This is a genomic window from Asaia sp. VD9, assembly GCF_037150015.1.
GTDB lineage: Bacteria > Pseudomonadota > Alphaproteobacteria > Acetobacterales > Acetobacteraceae > Asaia.
The window spans coordinates 236,465-252,914 of the sequence record NZ_JBBCQM010000002.1 but is presented as its reverse complement, the minus strand read 5'-3'; the positions used below and the strand labels follow the sequence as shown (position 1 = coordinate 252,914).

The following is a 16,450-nucleotide window of genomic DNA, read 5'->3' as shown; positions in this document are numbered from 1 at the left end:
GACACAGCAAAAAGGGGGAGAGCCGCGAGGCCCTCCCCCTTTTTCATGGTGTGCCCAGAGATCAGACTCAGGTCACGGCTTTGCCGACGAAGACGGCAACGACGAGGAAAAGCACGAAAAGGGCGATGAAGAGGAAGAAGAGGATTTTCGCGATGCCTGCCGACGCCGCGGAGATACCGGTGAATCCGAAAAGTCCTGCAATCAGGGAGATGATCAGGAAGAATATGGCGAGCTTGAGCATGGCGAACCCCTCTTTGTTCTGTCCGGGGTCAACGCGATCTCGCAATGAAAGTTCGTCCTGTATCAACCCTCCAGTTCAAGCATGTCTCACAGGGTTTACGGGAACACAAACACGACCACGAATTCCTCGCACCAGAGCTCCATCGTCTCGCTGAACTGGTTAAGACGACGGAAATAGCGCTCATGCTCGCGACGCCAGTGAGCCAGGCTTCTATCCCCCTCCCCCTCCTTCGCCGCGAAATCCTCGTCCACATCGCTGCAGCGCTTTTTTACGAGAGAGCGCGTGCGGGTGATCGCTCTGGGGCGGTTTCGTCCGTCACAGACGACACTGAGCTTTCCGATGACGGTTTGCTGCCCATCACTCGCTGCCCAGCACGTGCCGGTCTTGATGCCACGCAGAACAAGGTCGAGAAGCTCGTCGGCCAAAGCCGGGCTATCGCCGAAAGAGAAGCGCTCGAGGCCCTCCCAGTCCGTCGGGGGTGCGGAGAGATAATCAGTCATGAAGCCACAGAAAAAGGCGCCGTCGACAAATGTCAACGACGCCTCGAACGAGTTAGAACCGCTTTATCTTGCGCGGGGAGCGTTCAGTGTCCCACTGCGGTGACGCTCTCGCCTCGGGCAAGAGCTTCCTGCGTGTAGCGACGGGCCTCGTCAGAAATACGCAGCGTGACCGTCATGCCAGCCGCCGCGAGATAGATCAGGGCAAAGGCCCAGATGATCCCTTCCATACCGAAGCCGAACACACTCTCGCAGATACCGGCGATGGCAGGACCCACCCAGGTACTAGCGCCTGCGCCAAGACCGAGGATGGACAATGCCGCAGCCTTCTCCTTGGGGCAGATCTGGGGCATCAGACCCGAGAGCGGCACGAAAGCGGCGACGGTGGCACCGTAGAAGATACCCACAGCGGCGGCGGCGGCGAAATTCCCCGGATACCAGACCGGGATGTAGTAAAAGAGCGGGATCGAGACGAAGCCACCAATACCGCCGAAGACAGATACGATGAAACGATGCCCCAGCGCGTCAGCCAGCATGCCTGAGACCAGATTGAACAGGATGTTACTCAGAAAGATGAGCGACAACAGGTTGAGCCACTGCCCCTGGGTAAAGCCAAGATGGTCGATGAAGAAAGCAGGCATGATCGCGAGGAAGGCATATTCCGAGGAGGTGTCGATCGTCCTCACGATACCTGCAATCAGCGTCTTGGGCTCGCGCCACATAATGCTGATGGAGCCGAAGAAGATGTCACGCGTGCTCACGTGATCGGGCAGCAGACGCTTCTTGCCAGTCGGTTCATGCGTGAACAGAAGGGCGACCAGACCGCCAAGGATGACGAGTCCCAGTGAACACCAGAAGGTGGCCAGCTCGCCGATGGCGGGAATCGCATAGCGCGCAAATTGCGAACCGAGGGTCGGAAGTCCGGCTGAAAAGGAGAACCAGAACCACCCGGCGGCGGAACCCAGCATGGTCGCGGGCGTAGCAGCTGCAATCCAGACAAGGAACCCGTACGCGAAGAGCGGATAGGCGAAACCACGTAGCGTGTAGAACAGAAGGGTCATGGTGAAGTTGTTCGGCCCAAGCCCAAGAGCGAGAAGGCCGACTTCTAGCACGGCCCAGAGAATCAGGCCGATCCACATGACACGTTTGGGGCCATAGAGGTCCGACAACGGACCGGAGAACCAGGCTGAGATCATGACCGTGATGCCATAGGTCGTGAAGAGCAGATTCACATCGCCCTGCGTGTGCCCGTTATGGAGCATGAAGGTGTCGAGGTATCCCGCCTCCACACCATCGCCGATCATGAACAGCAACAAGCCGACGAAGCCAAAAAAGAGGGGGCGTGGAATACCGAGGATCTCTGCGATCCCGCGTCTCTGGGTTGTGCGTGCCTCAGACAAAGAAGCTCTCCTGTATCTACACGCAGCGCGAGCGTACCGGACCTCATTGCCCGGGCGGCATGGGATGCGTGGTGACTGGTCCTACGAGAGTGCTCGGACCGTATGAAAAACCAGAATGGGGGAACGCGTCAGGGCGCCCGGATATTCATTCCGGCTCCCGATCCTGTAGAGGAAGGATCGGTATCGGCGCGGCTCAGAAATCCCGCCTTGGGCGTTTGGATTGATGCTGCCGATTGGTTGGGTTGGTCATAAATGATTTGAAAGAAATTTGTAAGCCAAAAACAAAAAGGCCGGGCAGTTTCCTGCCCGGCCCTTCTGAAGCTTCTGAATTCCTGACGGAATCAGGCAGCCATCGGCTCTTCACCCGACTGATTGAACACCGGGCCACTATCCTTGCCCTTGGCGTCAACGTCGCGGTCGACCATTTCAACAACGGCCATATCGGCGTTGTCACCATAGCGAACGCCAGCCTTCAGCACGCGGGTATAGCCACCCGAGCGGCCCTGGTAGCGCTCTGCGATGGTCGAGAACAGCTTGGTGACGATGGTCTCGTCGCGCAGCTGTGCAAAAGCCTGACGACGTGCATGCAGCGTGCCACGCTTGCCGAGGGTGATCAGCTTCTCGACGATCGGGCGAATTTCCTTCGCCTTGGGCAGCGTCGTCGTGATCTGCTCGTGCTTGATGATAGCCACGGCCATGTTGCGGAACATGGCTGCGCGGTGGGTCGAGGTTACATTGAGCTTACGCCCAGCAACACCATGACGCATGATCGGGTTTCCTTACTCTACTTTCTGCCGGATAGGGCTCAGAACGTCTCGTCGAGACGCTTCGCCAAATCCTCAATGTTCTCGGGAGGCCAGGCCGGAACATTCATTCCCAGCGACAGACCCATGGAAGTCAGGACTTCCTTGATTTCATTCAGCGACTTGCGGCCGAAATTCGGCGTACGCAGCATCTCCTGCTCCGACTTCTGAACGAGATCGCCGATATAGACGATGTTGTCGTTCTTCAGGCAGTTCGCGCTACGGACCGAAAGCTCAAGCTCGTCAACCTTGCGCAGCAGGTTGCGGTTGAACGGCAGATCATCACGCGGCTCTTCCTGACGGACCGGGCGCGGCTCGTCGAAGTTGATGAAGAGCTGAAGCTGATCCTGCAGGATACGAGCAGCGAGTGCCAGGCTGTCTTCCGGCGTGACCGCGCCGTTCGTCTCGACCGTGAGCAGCAGCTTGTCATAGTCGGTCACCTGACCCACGCGGGTCGGCTCGACCTTGTAAGACACCTTGCGCACCGGGGAGTAGATCGCATCAATGGGGATAAGCCCGATCGGTGCGTCTTCCGGACGGTTGGCTGCGGCCGGGACATAGCCCTTGCCCATGTTCACGGTGAATTCCATGCCCAGCTTCACGCCGTCATCGAGCGTGCAGATCACGAGGTCAGGGTTCATGATCTCAATGTCATGACCGGCCTGGATCTGGCCCGCACGCACTTCGCCGGGGCCCGTAGCCGTCAGCACCATGCGCTTGGGACCTTCGCCATGCATACGCAGGGCAAGCTGCTTGATGTTCAGCACGATATCCGTCACGTCCTCGCGGACGCCCGGCACGGACGAGAACTCATGCAGCACGCCGTCGATCTGGATCGCGGTGACGGCAGCGCCCTGAAGCGAGGAGAGCAGCACGCGACGAATCGCGTTGCCGAGCGTCATGCCAAAACCACGCTCCAGCGGCTCGGCAATCACCGTGGCTGTCTGCGTGGGCACGGAGCCGGGCGCGACTTCCAGCTTTTCCGGCTTGATAAGGGACTGCCAGTTCTTCTGGAGGACCAATGTCGTGGCCTTTCAAACAACTTGTCCCGCTGGGGCCCAACGGAACATCAACCGCGCCGGAGCGCGGTCAGAACGTGCCGGTGGCCTCTCCCGGGGGACAGACCACCTACGGACGGGTGGTGACAGACAACCGGCCCCCAAAGGGGCCGGAGCCAATCAGACGCGACGACGCTTGCGCGGACGGCAGCCGTTATGTGGCACCGGGGTCATGTCGCGGATCGACGTGATGGAGAACCCGACGGCCTGAAGGGCACGCAGAGCGCTCTCACGGCCCGAACCCGGACCCGAAACTTCGATTTCCAGCGTCTCCATGCCGTGGTCGCGGGCCTTGCGGCCTGCGTCTTCGGCGGCAACCTGCGCAGCATAGGGCGTCGACTTGCGCGAGCCCTTGAAGCCCTGTGCGCCAGCCGAAGACCAAGCAATCGAGTTGCCCTGGGCGTCGGAGATGGTGATCATGGTGTTGTTGAACGTCGAAAGAACGTGCGCGACACCGGAGATGATGTTCTTGCGCTCCTTCTTACGGATACGCGGAGCTGCGGCCTTGGCCATGATGAGGTCGTCCTGTCAAACTGAGCAGTGAGCGGAGGGCGAACCACTGACCCGGAGGTCGGAAGTCGCCACACTCCACCTAGGAAGCGCGAATTAGCGCGTCGCTTTCTTCTTACCGGCGATTGCCACGGCCTTGCCCTTGCGGGTGCGGGCGTTGGTGTGGGTACGCTGGCCGCGGACAGGCAGACCACGGCGATGACGCAAGCCGCGATAGCAACCAAGGTCCATCAGACGCTTGATGTTCATCGCGGTTTCGCGACGGAGGTCACCCTCGACGCGGTAGTCACCATCGATCAGTTCGCGGATCTTTACGATCTCGTCGTCGCTCAGCTCGTTCACGCGCTTCGCTTCAGGAACTTCGAGCTTGGAGCAGATTGCCTTCGCCGTCGACGGACCAATGCCGTAGATGTAGCTCAGGGCAATGACCACCCGCTTGTTCGTCGGAATATTTACGCCGGCAATACGCGCCACGCCACTCACTCCCTGCCTGACCGGAAGGCCAGGCTCTCTTTCTGCTTCGACCCAGATTTTGGGCCAGTTCAATCGAAACTGATCAGTCCGCTAAAGAATCGACCGCCTCGCGAGGCATCGATCACCGCGTCTGTCAGCACCTGTGTCGAGGGCGCGCAATATATCGAGCACCCCCCTTGAGTCAAATAAAACCGTTCACTTTTACGTGATGGTCACGCTGAGGCCGGAGCATCCAGCTTGAGCGCTGCGACGATCGCCCCATGAACGGCGTCCATGCTCTGCATTCCATCTATACGAATCAACCGCCCCGCATTCTCGTAATAAGGAAGGATGGGGGCCGTCTGATCGCGATAAACCTGAATGCGGTGCCTTACGGTATCTGGCTCGTCATCGGCTCGTCGTGTCCCATCCGGGGCACGACGTTGTGCGAGACGGGACACGATCTGCTCGGCATCGACCTCAAGCAGCAGGACCGCGTCGATCTTCATCGCCCGCCCCGCCAGCATGGCGTCAAGAGCCTCAGCCTGGCTCTCCGTACGCGGGAAGCCATCGAGGATGAACCCGTGGGCGCAATCGGATTGCAGGGTCCTGCTCTTGATCAGATCGATCATCACCGGATCCGGCACGAATGAGCCGGACTCGACGATGGACTTCACGTTGAGGCCGAGCGGCGTACCCGCCGCCATCTCGGCGCGCAGCATGTCGCCGGTCGATATTTGCTTGAGACCGTAGCCCTGCTCGAGACGCTGGGCTTGTGTCCCCTTGCCCGCACCCGGCGGGCCAAGAAGGATGATGTTCATCTGCGGCGCACTCCTCTGCCCAGGTCAGATTTGCCCGCATTGCGACCGCGCTGCTTGCGAATCAGACCCTGATAACGATGGGCGACCAGATGAGACTGGACCTGCGTCATGGTATCGATCGTCACGGAAACGATGATGATCAGGCTCGTCCCACCGAAATAGAAGGGCACGTTGTAACGGCTGATAAGGATCTGCGGAAGCAGACACACAGCCACAAGATAGAGAGCGCCGATCGTCGTCAGGCGCGAAAGGATGCGGTCAAAATAGCGCGCCGTGTTGGATCCGGGGCGGATACCGGGCACGAACCCTCCCTGCTTGCGCAGATTCTCAGCCGTCTCCTCCGGGTTGAACGTCACCGCGGCGTAAAAATATGAGAAGAAGAGAATCATCGCCGCGTAGAACAGCATGTAGAGTGGCTGTCCCTGCCCCAGTTCCTGCCCGAGCGTGCTGAGCCAGCCCGGCATCCCTTTGCCGTTCATGAAGCCCGCAACCGTGACGGGGATCAGAAGTACCGACGAGGCGAAGATCGGCGGGATCACGCCTGCCGTATTCACCTTGAGCGGCATATGGGAAGAGTCGCCACCGAACATCCGGCTGCCGACCTGACGCTTGGGATACTGGATCACGACCCTGCGCTGCGCCTGCTCCATGAACACGATGAATGCGATCGTCGCACCCGCGAGAACAAGAAAGAGCAGCACGAAGAACGGCGAGAGCGCACCGGTATAACCGAGCTGGAAAAGGCTTGCGAGGGCATGGGGAAGATTGGCCACAATACCCGCGAAAATGATGAGCGAGATACCATTGCCCACACCACGCGAAGTGATCTGTTCACCCAGCCACATCAGGAACATGGTACCGCCCACAAGCGTCACCACACAGGACATGATGAAGAAGGGACCCGGAGCGACAACGGCCAGCGCTCCGGTCTTGCTCGTCATGTGCTCAAGTCCCACGGCGATACCATAGGCCTGAAACAAGGCGATAAGCACGGTCAGATAGCGCGTATAGGCGTTGAGCTTCTTGCGCCCCTGCTCGCCTTCCTTCTTCAGGGTCTCGAGCGAGGGCAGCGCCGTGGAAAGCAACTGCACGATGATCGAAGCGCTGATATAGGGCATGATGTTCAGAGCGAACACGGTCATACGCCCGAGCGCACCACCGGTGAACATGTCGAACATGCCGATGATGCCGCCCTGATTCTGATTCAAGAGCTGACCCATCACGGTCGCATCGACCCCAGGGACCGGAATATAGGTACCCAGGCGATAGATGATGAGCGCGCCCAGCGTGAACCAGATACGCTTTTTGAGTTCCGTCGCCTTGGCGAATGAACTCAGATTGAGATTGGCGGCAAGCTGCTCGGCTGCGGAGGCCATCCACCGGTCCTTTCAACAAAAACAGCGTCGCCGCAGGCGCGGGACGCTGTTCAGGATTACCGTCGTTCGTCGCGCACGAAAAGGTGCGCGATGAGCGTTTCGGGCGATCAGGCTTCTGCCGGAGCTTCAGCCTTGGCGGCAACCTTGACAGAGCCACCAGCCTTCTCGACAGCCGCAATCGCGGTTGCAGAGGCGCCGGAGACTTCGACGGTCACTGCACGGGTCAGCTCGCCCTTTGCCAGCAGGCGGATACCGGCATACTTGCCAGTGCCAACCAGACCAGCGGCGCGCAGAGCCTCTTCAGTGATCGTTGCGCCTGCCTGAAGCTTGCCATCAGCCAGTGCACGGTCGATCGCGCCCAGATTCACAGGAGCAAATTCCTTGCGGAAGATGTTCTTGAACCCGCGCTTCGGCATACGACGGTACAGCGGAAGCTGACCACCCTCAAAGCCGTTCAGCGAGACGCCTTCACGGGCCTTCTGACCCTTGACGCCGCGACCGGAGGTCTTGCCTTTGCCCGAGCCGATACCACGGCCCAGACGCTTCTTGCGGTAACGCGCACCGGCGTTATCGCGCAGTTCATTCAGGTTCATATCAACCCTCCACCTGGATAAGGTGGGCAACCTTGCGGATCATGCCGCGAACCGAAGGAGTATCCTCCAGCTCACGAACACTGCCGATGCCGCGCAGGCCCAGACCCACGAGGGTCTCAGCCTGGCCTGGCTTGCGCCCGATAGCCGAGGCGATCTGCTTGACGCGAACAGTCTTGTTCTCAGCCATTGGTCGCCTCCACTGCCTCGTCAGACGCTGCATCACGCTTCGCAAACAGCTCAGAGGCCTTCTTGCCACGGCGGCTCGCGACAGCGCGGGGGCTGCTGCAACGCTCGAGAGCGGCAAAGGTCGCCTTGACCATGTTATGCGGGTTACGGGTCCCGAGGGACTTCGCAACAACGTCATTCACGCCCAGCGATTCAAAGACGGCGCGCATCGGGCCGCCTGCGATGATGCCGGTACCGGCTTCAGCTGCACGAACCACAACCTTACCAGCACCGAAATGCCCGTAGGAGTCGTGATGCAGTGTGCGGCCTTCCTTCATCGGAACGCGGATCATCGTGCGCTTGGCGCGCTCGGTGGCCTTGCGGATCGCTTCCGGCACTTCACGGGCCTTGCCCGCTCCATACCCGACGCGACCCTTCTGGTCACCAACGACAACCAGGGCAGCAAAAGCGAAGCGACGTCCGCCCTTGACCACCTTGGCCACGCGGTTGATCGTTACCAGCTTGTCGACCAGATCGTCGCCTTCGCGTTCCCGCTCGCGACCACCACGGCCGCCTTCTCTTGGCTCACGTGCCATGTGTGATCCTTCCTTAGAACGAAAGGCCGCCCTCGCGGGCAGCTTCGGCCAGCGCCTTGACGCGACCATGATAGAGATACGCACCGCGATCGAACACGACCGCCGTCACGCCGGCGGCCAGAGCGCGCTCTGCAACCAGCTTGCCAACGACCGAAGCCGCATCGACATTCGCACCCGTCTTGCCCGCCTCGCGGAGGGTCTTCTCGAGGGTGGAAGCGCTGGCGAGCGTGACGCCCTGAGCGTCGTCGATCACCTGTGCGTAGATGTTCTTGCCAGAACGGAAGACCGACAGACGCGGCCGGCCACCGCTCTTGCGGCGAAGCTGGAAGCGAAGCCGCTGACGGCGCCGTTCCTGCAATCCATGCTGCGTAGCCATTATTTCTTCTTGCCTTCCTTACGACGGAGAACTTCGGTCTCGTAACGCACGCCCTTGCCCTTATAGGGTTCCGGCTTGCGGAAGTTACGGATATCGAGCGCAACCTGACCAACACGCTGCTTGTCGTTCCCTTCGACCGTGATGGCCGTGGGACGGGGCGTGGTGATCTTCACGTCGGCGGGGATCGGGTAGACGACGTCGTGGGAATAACCCAGATTCATCACCAAATTCGAGCCCTGCACGCTGGCGCGGAAACCCGTACCGGTGATTTCGAGCGTCTTGCTGAAACCCTCGGACACGCCCTTGACCAGGTTGGCGACGATGGCGCGGGTTGTGCCCCACATCGTCCAGGTCTCGCGCGAACGGTTACCCACCGGAAGGATCGAAACCTTGCCGTCTTCCACCTTCGCCTGAACGAAGCGGGTCAGAGGCATGCTCAGCGAACCGCGCTTGCCCTTGGCGGTCAGGGACCCGTCAGCAATGGACACATCCACGCCAGCAGGAATGACAACCGGATACTTGCCTACTCGTGACATGTGATCCTCCTCAGAAGACGCGGCAGAGGACTTCGCCACCGACATTCGCGGCGCGAGCCTCGATATCCGAAAGGATACCGCGCGGGGTGGACAGGATCGACACGCCGAGACCGGCATACACGCGCGGCAGTTCCTTGATCTTGGAATACACGCGACGGCCCGGCTTGGACACGCGGTGGATCTCCTTGATCACGGGCTGGCCGTCTGCATATTTCAGCTCGATGCGCAGCTGGGAGACACCAGCGCGCAGCTCTTCCGTGGTGTAGCCACGGATGTAACCTTCGCGACGCAGCGCTTCCAGAACGTTCGCACGCAGCTTGGAAGCCGGCGCGATGCAAGCCGCGTGACGGGCACGCTGGGCATTGCGAATGCGGGTGAGCATATCACCCAACGGATCGGACAGGGACATTCGCTTCTACCTTACCAGCTCGACTTGACCATACCGGGGATCTGGCCGGTGGAGGCCAGGTCGCGCAGGGCGATACGGCTCAGCTCGAACTTGCGGTAGTTCGCGCGGGGACGTCCCGAAACCTTGCAGCGCAGACGGAAACGAACGCGCGACCCGTTGCGCGGCATTTCTGCCAGCTTCAGGGTTGCGTCGAAACGCTCCTCTACCGGAAGGCTCCGGTCCTTGATGATATCTTTCAACGCGGTCCGCTTCGCCTTGTCGCGCGTCGCCATATAGGCGCGCTTGGCGTTGCGGTTCACGGCGGAGATTTTTGCCATGCTAAATCTTCTCCCGGAACCTGTCGGGCCAATCCCAACGGTTTTCCAAACAGCGTGTGTATATAGGGAGCCGGGCTTCCTTTGGAAAGGAAAAAACCCGGCTCAACCCGATAAATCAGGCAGTGAAGGGCAGATCGAACGCCTTGAGCAGCGCTTTTGCCTCTTCATCGCTCTTCGCCGTGGTGACGAAGATGATGTCCATGCCGCGTACGGAGTCGATCTTGTCGTAGTCGATTTCCGGGAACACGATCTGCTCCTTGATGCCCATGGCGAAATTGCCACGGCCGTCAAAGCCCTTGTTCGGGGGCAGACCGCGGAAGTCACGGATGCGCGGCATCGCGATCGTCACGAGACGATCGAGGAATTCGTACATACGTGCGCGGCGCAGGGTCACCTTACAGCCGATCGGCAGGCCTTCACGGATCTTGAAGCCGGCGATTGCCTTGCGGGCAACCGTCTTGACGGGCTTCTGACCGGAGATGGCTGCCATTTCGGCAACGGCGGCATCGAGCTTCTTCTGGTCGCCGGCGGCTTCGCCAACGCCCATGTTCAGCACGATCTTTTCCAGCTTCGGAACCTGCATGGCGTTCTTGTAGCCAAACTGCTCGCGCAGCTTGTCACGGAGAACGTCGTTGTAACGCTGCTGCAGGCGCGGCTGGATGCGGGTAATGGTCTCGCTCATTGTCGCCCCCTTAGCCTTCGATCACTTCGCCGGTCACCTTGGCGACACGGACCTTGCGCCCATCCTCGAGCTGACGGAAACCGACGCGAGTCGGCTTGCCGCTCTTCGGATCGACGAGCTTCAGGTTGGACAGATGAACCGGCATTTCCTTGGCGATGATACCGCCTTCCTGGTTCATGCGGGTCGGCTTCTGGTGACGCTTGGCCACAGCCACGCCGCGCACGATGGCCTTTTCGACCTTCGGCAGGACGGCAAGGACTTCGCCACGCGTGCCGCGTGAAGAGCCGGAGAGGACCAGAACCTGGTCACCCTTCTTGATGCGAGCAGCCATTATAGCACCTCCGGAGCCAGGGAGATGATCTTCATGAACTTGCGCGCACGCAGCTCACGAACCACCGGGCCAAAGATACGCGTACCGATCGGTTCCATCGACTTGTTGATCAGCACGGCCGCGTTCTTGTCGAAGCGGATAGCGCTGCCGTCAGCACGACGAACGGGGTAGGACGTGCGAACGATGACGGCCTGATGCACGTCACCCTTCTTCACCTTGCCGCGGGGAATCGCTTCCTTGACGGACACGACGATCACGTCGCCGACCGAGGCGGTTTTCCGCTTGGAGCCGCCCAGCACCTTGATGCACTGCACCTGACGTGCGCCGGAATTATCGGCGACGTCCAGATTGGTCTCGGGATGGATCATTTCTCAGTCCCCTCTTACGCTGACGCCTGAGCCGGTGCCGCAGCTGCTGCCTCAAGGGCCGCACCGTTGCGGGTAATCACCGTCCAGGTCTTGCGCTTGGAAATCGGTGCACATTCTTCGATGCGCACCGTGTCTCCGATCTTGCACTCGTTCAGCTCGTCATGCGCCGCGTACTTCTTGGAACGACGAATGAACTTCTTATAGAGCGGGTGCATGATACGACGATCAACAAGAACGGTAACCGTCTTGTCCATCTTGTCGCTCGTCACTCGCCCTGTCAGGACGCGCCTTGGCATCGTCCGTCTCCTCTCAGGACTCTGCGGCGGACGTTTTTGCGCCCGCCTTGTTCTTCGATTGATGCGCCACCGTCTTGATGCGAGCAATCGCACGACGGAGAACGCGAACGCGTCCGACTCCCTCGGACTGGCCCGTGGCAGCCTGGAACCGGAGGTTCAGCTGCTCACGCTTCAGGTCCAGAAGAAGGGCCTGCAGTTCATCAGGTGACTTGGCGCGAAGATCGGCTACCTTGTAAGCGTCAGCCATTCTTATGCCTCCCCGATACGGGTGATGAACTTGGTCTTGATCGGCAGCTTCGCTGCGCCAAGAGCCAGAGCCTCACGTGCCACTTCAGGCGGCACGCCTTCGATTTCAAACAGCACGCGACCGGGCTTCACGCGGGCCACCCAGAACTCGGGCGAGCCCTTGCCGGAGCCCATGCGGACTTCGGCAGGCTTCGTGGAAACCGGCAGATCCGGGAAAATCCGGATCCACACGCGACCGGCACGCTTCATCGCACGAGTGATCGCGCGACGCGACGCCTCGATCTGGCGTGCGGTGATACGTTCGGGTTCAAGAGCCTTAAGGCCGAACGCGCCGAAATTCAACGTCGTTCCGCCCTTGGCCAACCCATGAATGCGGCCCTTGTGGGCCTTGCGAAACTTAGTCCGCTTCGGGGAAAGCATGGTGTCGTATCCTCATGCGCCTCGCGGCGCTTGTCATAATCTACTGCTCAGCGCTGCGGCGCTTGTTCCGCTGCACGACGGTCCTGAGCCATCGGATCATGGGCAAGGATTTCACCCTTGAAGATCCAGACTTTAACACCGCACGTACCATAGGTCGTCTTGGCAGTGGCGATACCGTAATCGATGTCGGCGCGCAACGTGTGAAGTGGCACGCGACCTTCGCGATACCACTCGATACGAGCGATTTCCGCACCACCGAGACGGCCGGAGCAGTTGATTCGGATACCCTGTGCGCCAAGACGCATGGCAGACTGAACCGCACGCTTCATCGCACGACGGAAGGCCACGCGGCGCTCCAGCTGCTGCGCAATGTTCTCGGCAACCAGGGTCGCGTCGATTTCAGGCTTACGGATCTCGACGATGTTCAGCGCAACGTCGGTCTTTGCCAGGCGGCTCAGATCCTTGCGCAGAGCATCGATGTCCTGACCCTTCTTGCCGATGACGACGCCAGGGCGCGCTGCATAGATCGTGACGCGCGGCTTCTTGGCCGGACGCTCGATCACAACGCGGGAGACGCCTGCACCCGACAGCTTGCGACGCAGATAGGCGCGCAGCATCAGGTCTTCATGCAGCAGACGGGAATAGTCATTGCCAGCGTACCAGCGGCTATCCCAGGTGCGGTTTACGCCGAGCCGGAGCCCGATCGGATTGACTTTGTGTCCCATATCAGGCTGCCTTCTGCTCTGCTGCGTCCTTGCCCTTGCCCTTCGGCGCAGGCGCTTCGTCTGCAGCGCGCTCGGCAACGACGATCTTCAGATGGCTGAAGAACTTCTCGATGCGCGAGGAACGACCACGGCCACGAGCGTGAAAACGCTTCATGACGATCGACTTGCCAACTTCTGCGGTCTTGACCACGAGCTGATCGACATCGAGCTGATGATTGTTCTCTGCATTGGCCACAGCGCTCTCCAGGGTCTTACGAACCTGCTGAGCAATACGGCGACGCGAGAACGTCAGCGCTGCGATTGCCTTGTCTGCCGGCTGGTTGCGGATCATCGCCGCAACCAGGTTCAGCTTGCGCGGGCTAACGCGGATGTTGCGGGCAACAGCCTGCGCTTCCGTATCAGCGAGTGTGCGAATGTGCTTCGGCTTGCTCATGATCAGCCCCGCTTCGACTTCTTGTCGGAAGCATGACCGGGGAACGTGCGTGTCGGCGAGAACTCACCGAACTTGTGCCCGACCATGTTTTCCGTCACCTGCACCGGCAGGAACTTGTGGCCATTATAAACGCCGAACGTGAGTCCGACGAACTGCGGCAGGATGGTGGAACGACGCGACCAGATCTTGATCACCTCATTACGACCCGAAGCGCGCGACGCTTCAGCCTTGCCGAACAAGTACCCGTCAACGAACGGGCCCTTCCAGACGGAACGTGCCATCTCTGTTTGCCCCCTTCTTACTTGCCGGTCTTGCGGCGACGGATGATCAGGCTGTCCGTCTTCTTGTTAACACGAGTCTTGTAGCCCTTGGTCGGCTTGCCCCACGGCGTGACCGGATGACGGCCACCAGAGGTACGGCCTTCACCACCACCATGCGGATGGTCGACCGGGTTCATGACGACGCCGCGGTTATGCGGACGACGACCGAGCCAACGGTTGCGCCCGGCCTTGCCGAGATGCTGGTTCATGTTGTCGGGGTTCGACACCGCGCCAACAGTGGCCATGCATTCGCCACGGACGAGACGGAGCTCACCGGACTGCAGCTTGATCTGGGCGTAACCGGCATCCTTGCCGACCAGCTGGCAATACGTGCCAGCCGAACGGGCGATCTTGCCACCAGCACCGGGCTTCAGCTCGATGTTGTGCACGATCGTACCGACAGGCATCGAACCCAGCGGCATGGCGTTGCCCGGCTTCACGTCAGTGCGTTCGCCAGCGATTACCTGATCGCCAACCTTAACGCGCTGCGGTGCCAGGATATACGCCAGCTCGCCGTCTTCGTACTTGATCAGCGCGATGAAGGCGGTGCGGTTCGGGTCATATTCCAGACGCTCGACCGTACCGGCAACGTCGAACTTGCGACGCTTGAAGTCAACATAGCGGTAGGACTGCTTGTGCCCGCCGCCACGGAAACGCGACGTGGTACGACCGTGATTGTTACGGCCGCCCGTCTTGTTCTTGCCTTCGGTCAGCTGCTTGACCGGCTTGCCCTTGTAAAGCTCGCTGCGATCGATCAGAACCGTGCCACGTGTGCTCGGCGTCGTGGGATTAAAGTGCTTGAGTGCCATGGTATCCTATCCCGCGTCAGCCCAGCTTCGCGGTGAGGTCAATGGACTGACCTTCCGCAAGCTGAACATACGCCTTCTTGATGTCCGAACGGCGACCAGGACGGCCCTTGACCATCTTGGTCTTGCCCTTCTGCACCAGCGTGTTCACGGAGACGACCTTGACGCCGAAAAGCGTCTCGACCGCAACCTTGATTTCCGGCTTCGCGGCGGTCATCGCCACGCGGAAAACAACCTGGTTACGCTCGGAGAGGGCCGTCGCCTTCTCGGTGATGAGCGGCGCGCGAACGATGTCAAACATCGCTTCACGCGTCATGCGCTGCGCCTTCGTGCGGCGCGCAAGAACGATGCCCGTGGTCATGCCAGGCGCTCCTTGAGACCCTCGAGCCCTGCGCGCGTCAGCACGAGAACATCGTGGTTCAGAATGTCATAGACGTTGGCGCCGATCGTGGGCAGCACGTCGATCTTGGGCAGGTTGCGCACAGCGCGACCGAAAGCCACATCAACGGCGCCGTCGACGATCAGGGCGGAGGACCAACCCAGCGCAGCCAGCTTTGCAGCAGCTTCACGGGTCTTGGTCACACCAGCGGCCTGATCGATGACGATCAGCTTGCCCGCTGCGGCCTTCTGCGACAGCGCAGAGATCAGGCCGAGGCGACGCACCTTCTTGGGCAGGTCATAGCCATGGTCGCGAACGACCGGACCATGAACGACGCCACCAGTGCGGAACTGCGGTGCGCGCAGCGAGCCCTGACGTGCCGAGCCTGTGCCCTTCTGGCGGTACGGCTTCTTGGTCGTGCCAGAAATCTCGCCCATGCCCTTGGTGCGGTGCGTACCAGCGCGGCGCTTGGCCAGCTGCCAGTGAACAACGCGTGCCATGATGTCCGTGCGCGGGGTAGCGCCGAACAGTTCCTCTGGCAGGGTCACCGTTCCGGCGCTGCCATTATCGAGGGTTTTGATATCGTATTCCATCGCCCTCAGTCCTTAACCGGCGGCCGCCGCAGTCGCTGCCGGGTACGGCGCATCTGCATGGCGGGCCTTCTTGATCGCATCGCGGATCATCACCAGGCCATTCTTGGCACCCGGAATCGAACCACGAACCATGATCAGGTTGCGTTCGGCGTCAACGGCTGCCACTTCGAGATTAAGCGTCGTGATGCGCTCGTCACCCATATGACCGGCCATTTTCTTGCCCTTGAAGACCTTGCCCGGGTCCTGGCGCTGACCTGTCGAACCATGCGAACGATGGCTGATGGACACGCCGTGGGAGGCTTCAAGACCAGCGAAGTTCCAGCGCTTCATGACGCCGGCGAAGCCTTTGCCCTTGCTGGTGCCGGTGACGTCGACCTTCTGGCCAACGACGAAATGGGCCGCAGAGAGCTTCGTGCCAGCCTCAAGCACGGCATCTTCTGCCACGCGAAACTCGACAAGAGTCTTCTTCGGCTCCACCTTGGTGCGAGCATAATGGCCACGCATCGGCTTGGTGACGTTCTTCACCTTTGCCTTGCTCATGCCGATCTGCACTGCGGTGTAGCCATCACGCTCCTGCGTGCGGGCGTCCACAACCTCGACCTCGTCGAGATGCAGCACTGTGACCGGCACATGTGTGCCATCTTCCTTGAATAGCCGGGTCATTCCCAGCTTCTTTGCGATCAATCCGGTACGCATCGTC

Annotated in this window: 29 protein-coding genes; all 29 read right to left on the bottom strand. The window is 60.4% G+C overall.

Features of this window, described 5'->3' with window-relative positions:
- Positions 1–67 precede the first annotated feature (67 nt).
- Positions 68–241, bottom strand: a complete 174-nt coding sequence (locus tag WFJ47_RS03580) for a DUF1328 domain-containing protein (protein WP_336760884.1) — start codon at positions 239–241, stop codon at positions 68–70.
- Positions 242–336: 95 nt separating this feature from the next.
- Positions 337–741: an ASCH domain-containing protein gene (locus tag WFJ47_RS03575; RefSeq protein WP_336760882.1), complete on the bottom strand. Its 405-nt coding sequence runs from the start codon at positions 739–741 to the stop codon at positions 337–339.
- Between the two features lie 83 nt (positions 742–824).
- A complete protein-coding gene (locus tag WFJ47_RS03570; protein WP_264814525.1) occupies positions 825–2,138 on the bottom strand; it encodes an MFS transporter in 1,314 nt (437 codons plus the stop codon).
- A 341-nt stretch (positions 2,139–2,479) separates the two neighbouring features.
- Complete coding sequence (gene rplQ, locus WFJ47_RS03565) at positions 2,480–2,905, bottom strand: 50S ribosomal protein L17 (protein ID WP_062164123.1); 426 nt, start codon at positions 2,903–2,905, stop codon at positions 2,480–2,482.
- Between the two features lie 38 nt (positions 2,906–2,943).
- The gene (locus WFJ47_RS03560) at positions 2,944–3,963 is read right to left on the bottom strand and encodes a DNA-directed RNA polymerase subunit alpha (protein ID WP_023978980.1); all 1,020 of its coding nucleotides are present in this window, start codon (positions 3,961–3,963) and stop codon (positions 2,944–2,946) included.
- Between the two features lie 156 nt (positions 3,964–4,119).
- On the bottom strand, positions 4,120–4,512 hold the full coding sequence (gene rpsK, locus WFJ47_RS03555) for a 30S ribosomal protein S11 (protein ID WP_025822066.1): 393 nt from the start codon (positions 4,510–4,512) through the stop codon (positions 4,120–4,122).
- A 93-nt stretch (positions 4,513–4,605) separates the two neighbouring features.
- Positions 4,606–4,983, bottom strand: coding sequence for a 30S ribosomal protein S13 (rpsM, locus tag WFJ47_RS03550; RefSeq protein WP_023978982.1), 378 nt, complete (start codon positions 4,981–4,983; stop codon positions 4,606–4,608).
- A 212-nt stretch (positions 4,984–5,195) separates the two neighbouring features.
- On the bottom strand, positions 5,196–5,783 hold the full coding sequence (locus WFJ47_RS03545) for an adenylate kinase (protein ID WP_127100438.1): 588 nt from the start codon (positions 5,781–5,783) through the stop codon (positions 5,196–5,198).
- Entirely contained in the window at positions 5,780–7,159 is a 1,380-nt protein-coding gene (gene secY / locus WFJ47_RS03540; protein WP_127100440.1) for a preprotein translocase subunit SecY, read from the bottom strand. Before secY ends, WFJ47_RS03545 begins: the two co-directional genes overlap by 4 nt.
- A gap of 107 nt (positions 7,160–7,266) precedes the next feature.
- The gene (gene rplO, locus WFJ47_RS03535; RefSeq protein ID WP_127100442.1) at positions 7,267–7,752 is read right to left on the bottom strand and encodes a 50S ribosomal protein L15; all 486 of its coding nucleotides are present in this window, start codon (positions 7,750–7,752) and stop codon (positions 7,267–7,269) included.
- 1 nt (position 7,753) lies between these two features.
- The gene (gene rpmD / locus WFJ47_RS03530; protein ID WP_023978986.1) at positions 7,754–7,939 is read right to left on the bottom strand and encodes a 50S ribosomal protein L30; all 186 of its coding nucleotides are present in this window, start codon (positions 7,937–7,939) and stop codon (positions 7,754–7,756) included.
- On the bottom strand, positions 7,932–8,513 hold the full coding sequence (gene rpsE, locus WFJ47_RS03525; RefSeq protein ID WP_127100446.1) for a 30S ribosomal protein S5: 582 nt from the start codon (positions 8,511–8,513) through the stop codon (positions 7,932–7,934). The genes rpmD and rpsE overlap by 8 nt, the downstream gene beginning before the upstream one ends.
- A 13-nt stretch (positions 8,514–8,526) precedes the next feature.
- Positions 8,527–8,889 carry a 50S ribosomal protein L18 gene (rplR, locus tag WFJ47_RS03520; protein WP_127100448.1) on the bottom strand — a complete coding sequence of 121 codons (363 nt, stop codon included), beginning with the start codon at positions 8,887–8,889 and terminating at the stop codon, positions 8,527–8,529.
- Positions 8,889–9,425, bottom strand: a complete 537-nt coding sequence (gene rplF / locus WFJ47_RS03515) for a 50S ribosomal protein L6 (RefSeq protein ID WP_023978989.1) — start codon at positions 9,423–9,425, stop codon at positions 8,889–8,891. Before rplF ends, rplR begins: the two co-directional genes overlap by 1 nt.
- 10 nt (positions 9,426–9,435) lie before the next feature.
- Positions 9,436–9,834: a 30S ribosomal protein S8 gene (rpsH, locus tag WFJ47_RS03510; RefSeq protein WP_023978990.1), complete on the bottom strand. Its 399-nt coding sequence runs from the start codon at positions 9,832–9,834 to the stop codon at positions 9,436–9,438.
- An 11-nt stretch (positions 9,835–9,845) separates the two neighbouring features.
- Positions 9,846–10,151 carry a 30S ribosomal protein S14 gene (rpsN, locus tag WFJ47_RS03505; protein WP_023978991.1) on the bottom strand — a complete coding sequence of 102 codons (306 nt, stop codon included), beginning with the start codon at positions 10,149–10,151 and terminating at the stop codon, positions 9,846–9,848.
- Positions 10,152–10,266: 115 nt separating this feature from the next.
- Positions 10,267–10,833: a 50S ribosomal protein L5 gene (gene rplE, locus WFJ47_RS03500; RefSeq protein WP_023978992.1), complete on the bottom strand. Its 567-nt coding sequence runs from the start codon at positions 10,831–10,833 to the stop codon at positions 10,267–10,269.
- A gap of 10 nt (positions 10,834–10,843) precedes the next feature.
- A complete protein-coding gene (gene rplX / locus WFJ47_RS03495) occupies positions 10,844–11,164 on the bottom strand; it encodes a 50S ribosomal protein L24 (protein WP_025840917.1) in 321 nt (106 codons plus the stop codon).
- Complete coding sequence (gene rplN, locus WFJ47_RS03490; protein WP_023978994.1) at positions 11,164–11,532, bottom strand: 50S ribosomal protein L14; 369 nt, start codon at positions 11,530–11,532, stop codon at positions 11,164–11,166. Before rplN ends, rplX begins: the two co-directional genes overlap by 1 nt.
- Before the next feature lie 14 nt (positions 11,533–11,546).
- A complete protein-coding gene (gene rpsQ / locus WFJ47_RS03485; RefSeq protein ID WP_023978995.1) occupies positions 11,547–11,828 on the bottom strand; it encodes a 30S ribosomal protein S17 in 282 nt (93 codons plus the stop codon).
- 13 nt (positions 11,829–11,841) lie between these two features.
- Entirely contained in the window at positions 11,842–12,075 is a 234-nt protein-coding gene (gene rpmC / locus WFJ47_RS03480) for a 50S ribosomal protein L29 (RefSeq protein ID WP_023978996.1), read from the bottom strand.
- 2 nt (positions 12,076–12,077) lie between these two features.
- Positions 12,078–12,494: a 50S ribosomal protein L16 gene (rplP, locus tag WFJ47_RS03475; protein WP_023978997.1), complete on the bottom strand. Its 417-nt coding sequence runs from the start codon at positions 12,492–12,494 to the stop codon at positions 12,078–12,080.
- Between the two features lie 47 nt (positions 12,495–12,541).
- Entirely contained in the window at positions 12,542–13,219 is a 678-nt protein-coding gene (gene rpsC / locus WFJ47_RS03470) for a 30S ribosomal protein S3 (protein WP_023978998.1), read from the bottom strand.
- Position 13,220: 1 nt separating this feature from the next.
- A complete protein-coding gene (gene rplV, locus WFJ47_RS03465) occupies positions 13,221–13,652 on the bottom strand; it encodes a 50S ribosomal protein L22 (protein WP_023978999.1) in 432 nt (143 codons plus the stop codon).
- Positions 13,653–13,654: 2 nt separating this feature from the next.
- Positions 13,655–13,933 carry a 30S ribosomal protein S19 gene (gene rpsS / locus WFJ47_RS03460; RefSeq protein ID WP_023979000.1) on the bottom strand — a complete coding sequence of 93 codons (279 nt, stop codon included), beginning with the start codon at positions 13,931–13,933 and terminating at the stop codon, positions 13,655–13,657.
- A 17-nt stretch (positions 13,934–13,950) separates the two neighbouring features.
- A complete protein-coding gene (gene rplB, locus WFJ47_RS03455) occupies positions 13,951–14,781 on the bottom strand; it encodes a 50S ribosomal protein L2 (RefSeq protein ID WP_127100450.1) in 831 nt (276 codons plus the stop codon).
- A 16-nt stretch (positions 14,782–14,797) separates the two neighbouring features.
- On the bottom strand, positions 14,798–15,094 hold the full coding sequence (locus WFJ47_RS03450) for a 50S ribosomal protein L23 (RefSeq protein ID WP_171840724.1): 297 nt from the start codon (positions 15,092–15,094) through the stop codon (positions 14,798–14,800).
- Positions 15,095–15,135: 41 nt separating this feature from the next.
- On the bottom strand, positions 15,136–15,750 hold the full coding sequence (rplD, locus tag WFJ47_RS03445) for a 50S ribosomal protein L4 (RefSeq protein WP_127100452.1): 615 nt from the start codon (positions 15,748–15,750) through the stop codon (positions 15,136–15,138).
- Between the two features lie 12 nt (positions 15,751–15,762).
- Positions 15,763–16,446, bottom strand: a complete 684-nt coding sequence (rplC, locus tag WFJ47_RS03440; protein WP_023979004.1) for a 50S ribosomal protein L3 — start codon at positions 16,444–16,446, stop codon at positions 15,763–15,765.
- Between the last annotated feature and the right edge of the window lie 4 nt (positions 16,447–16,450).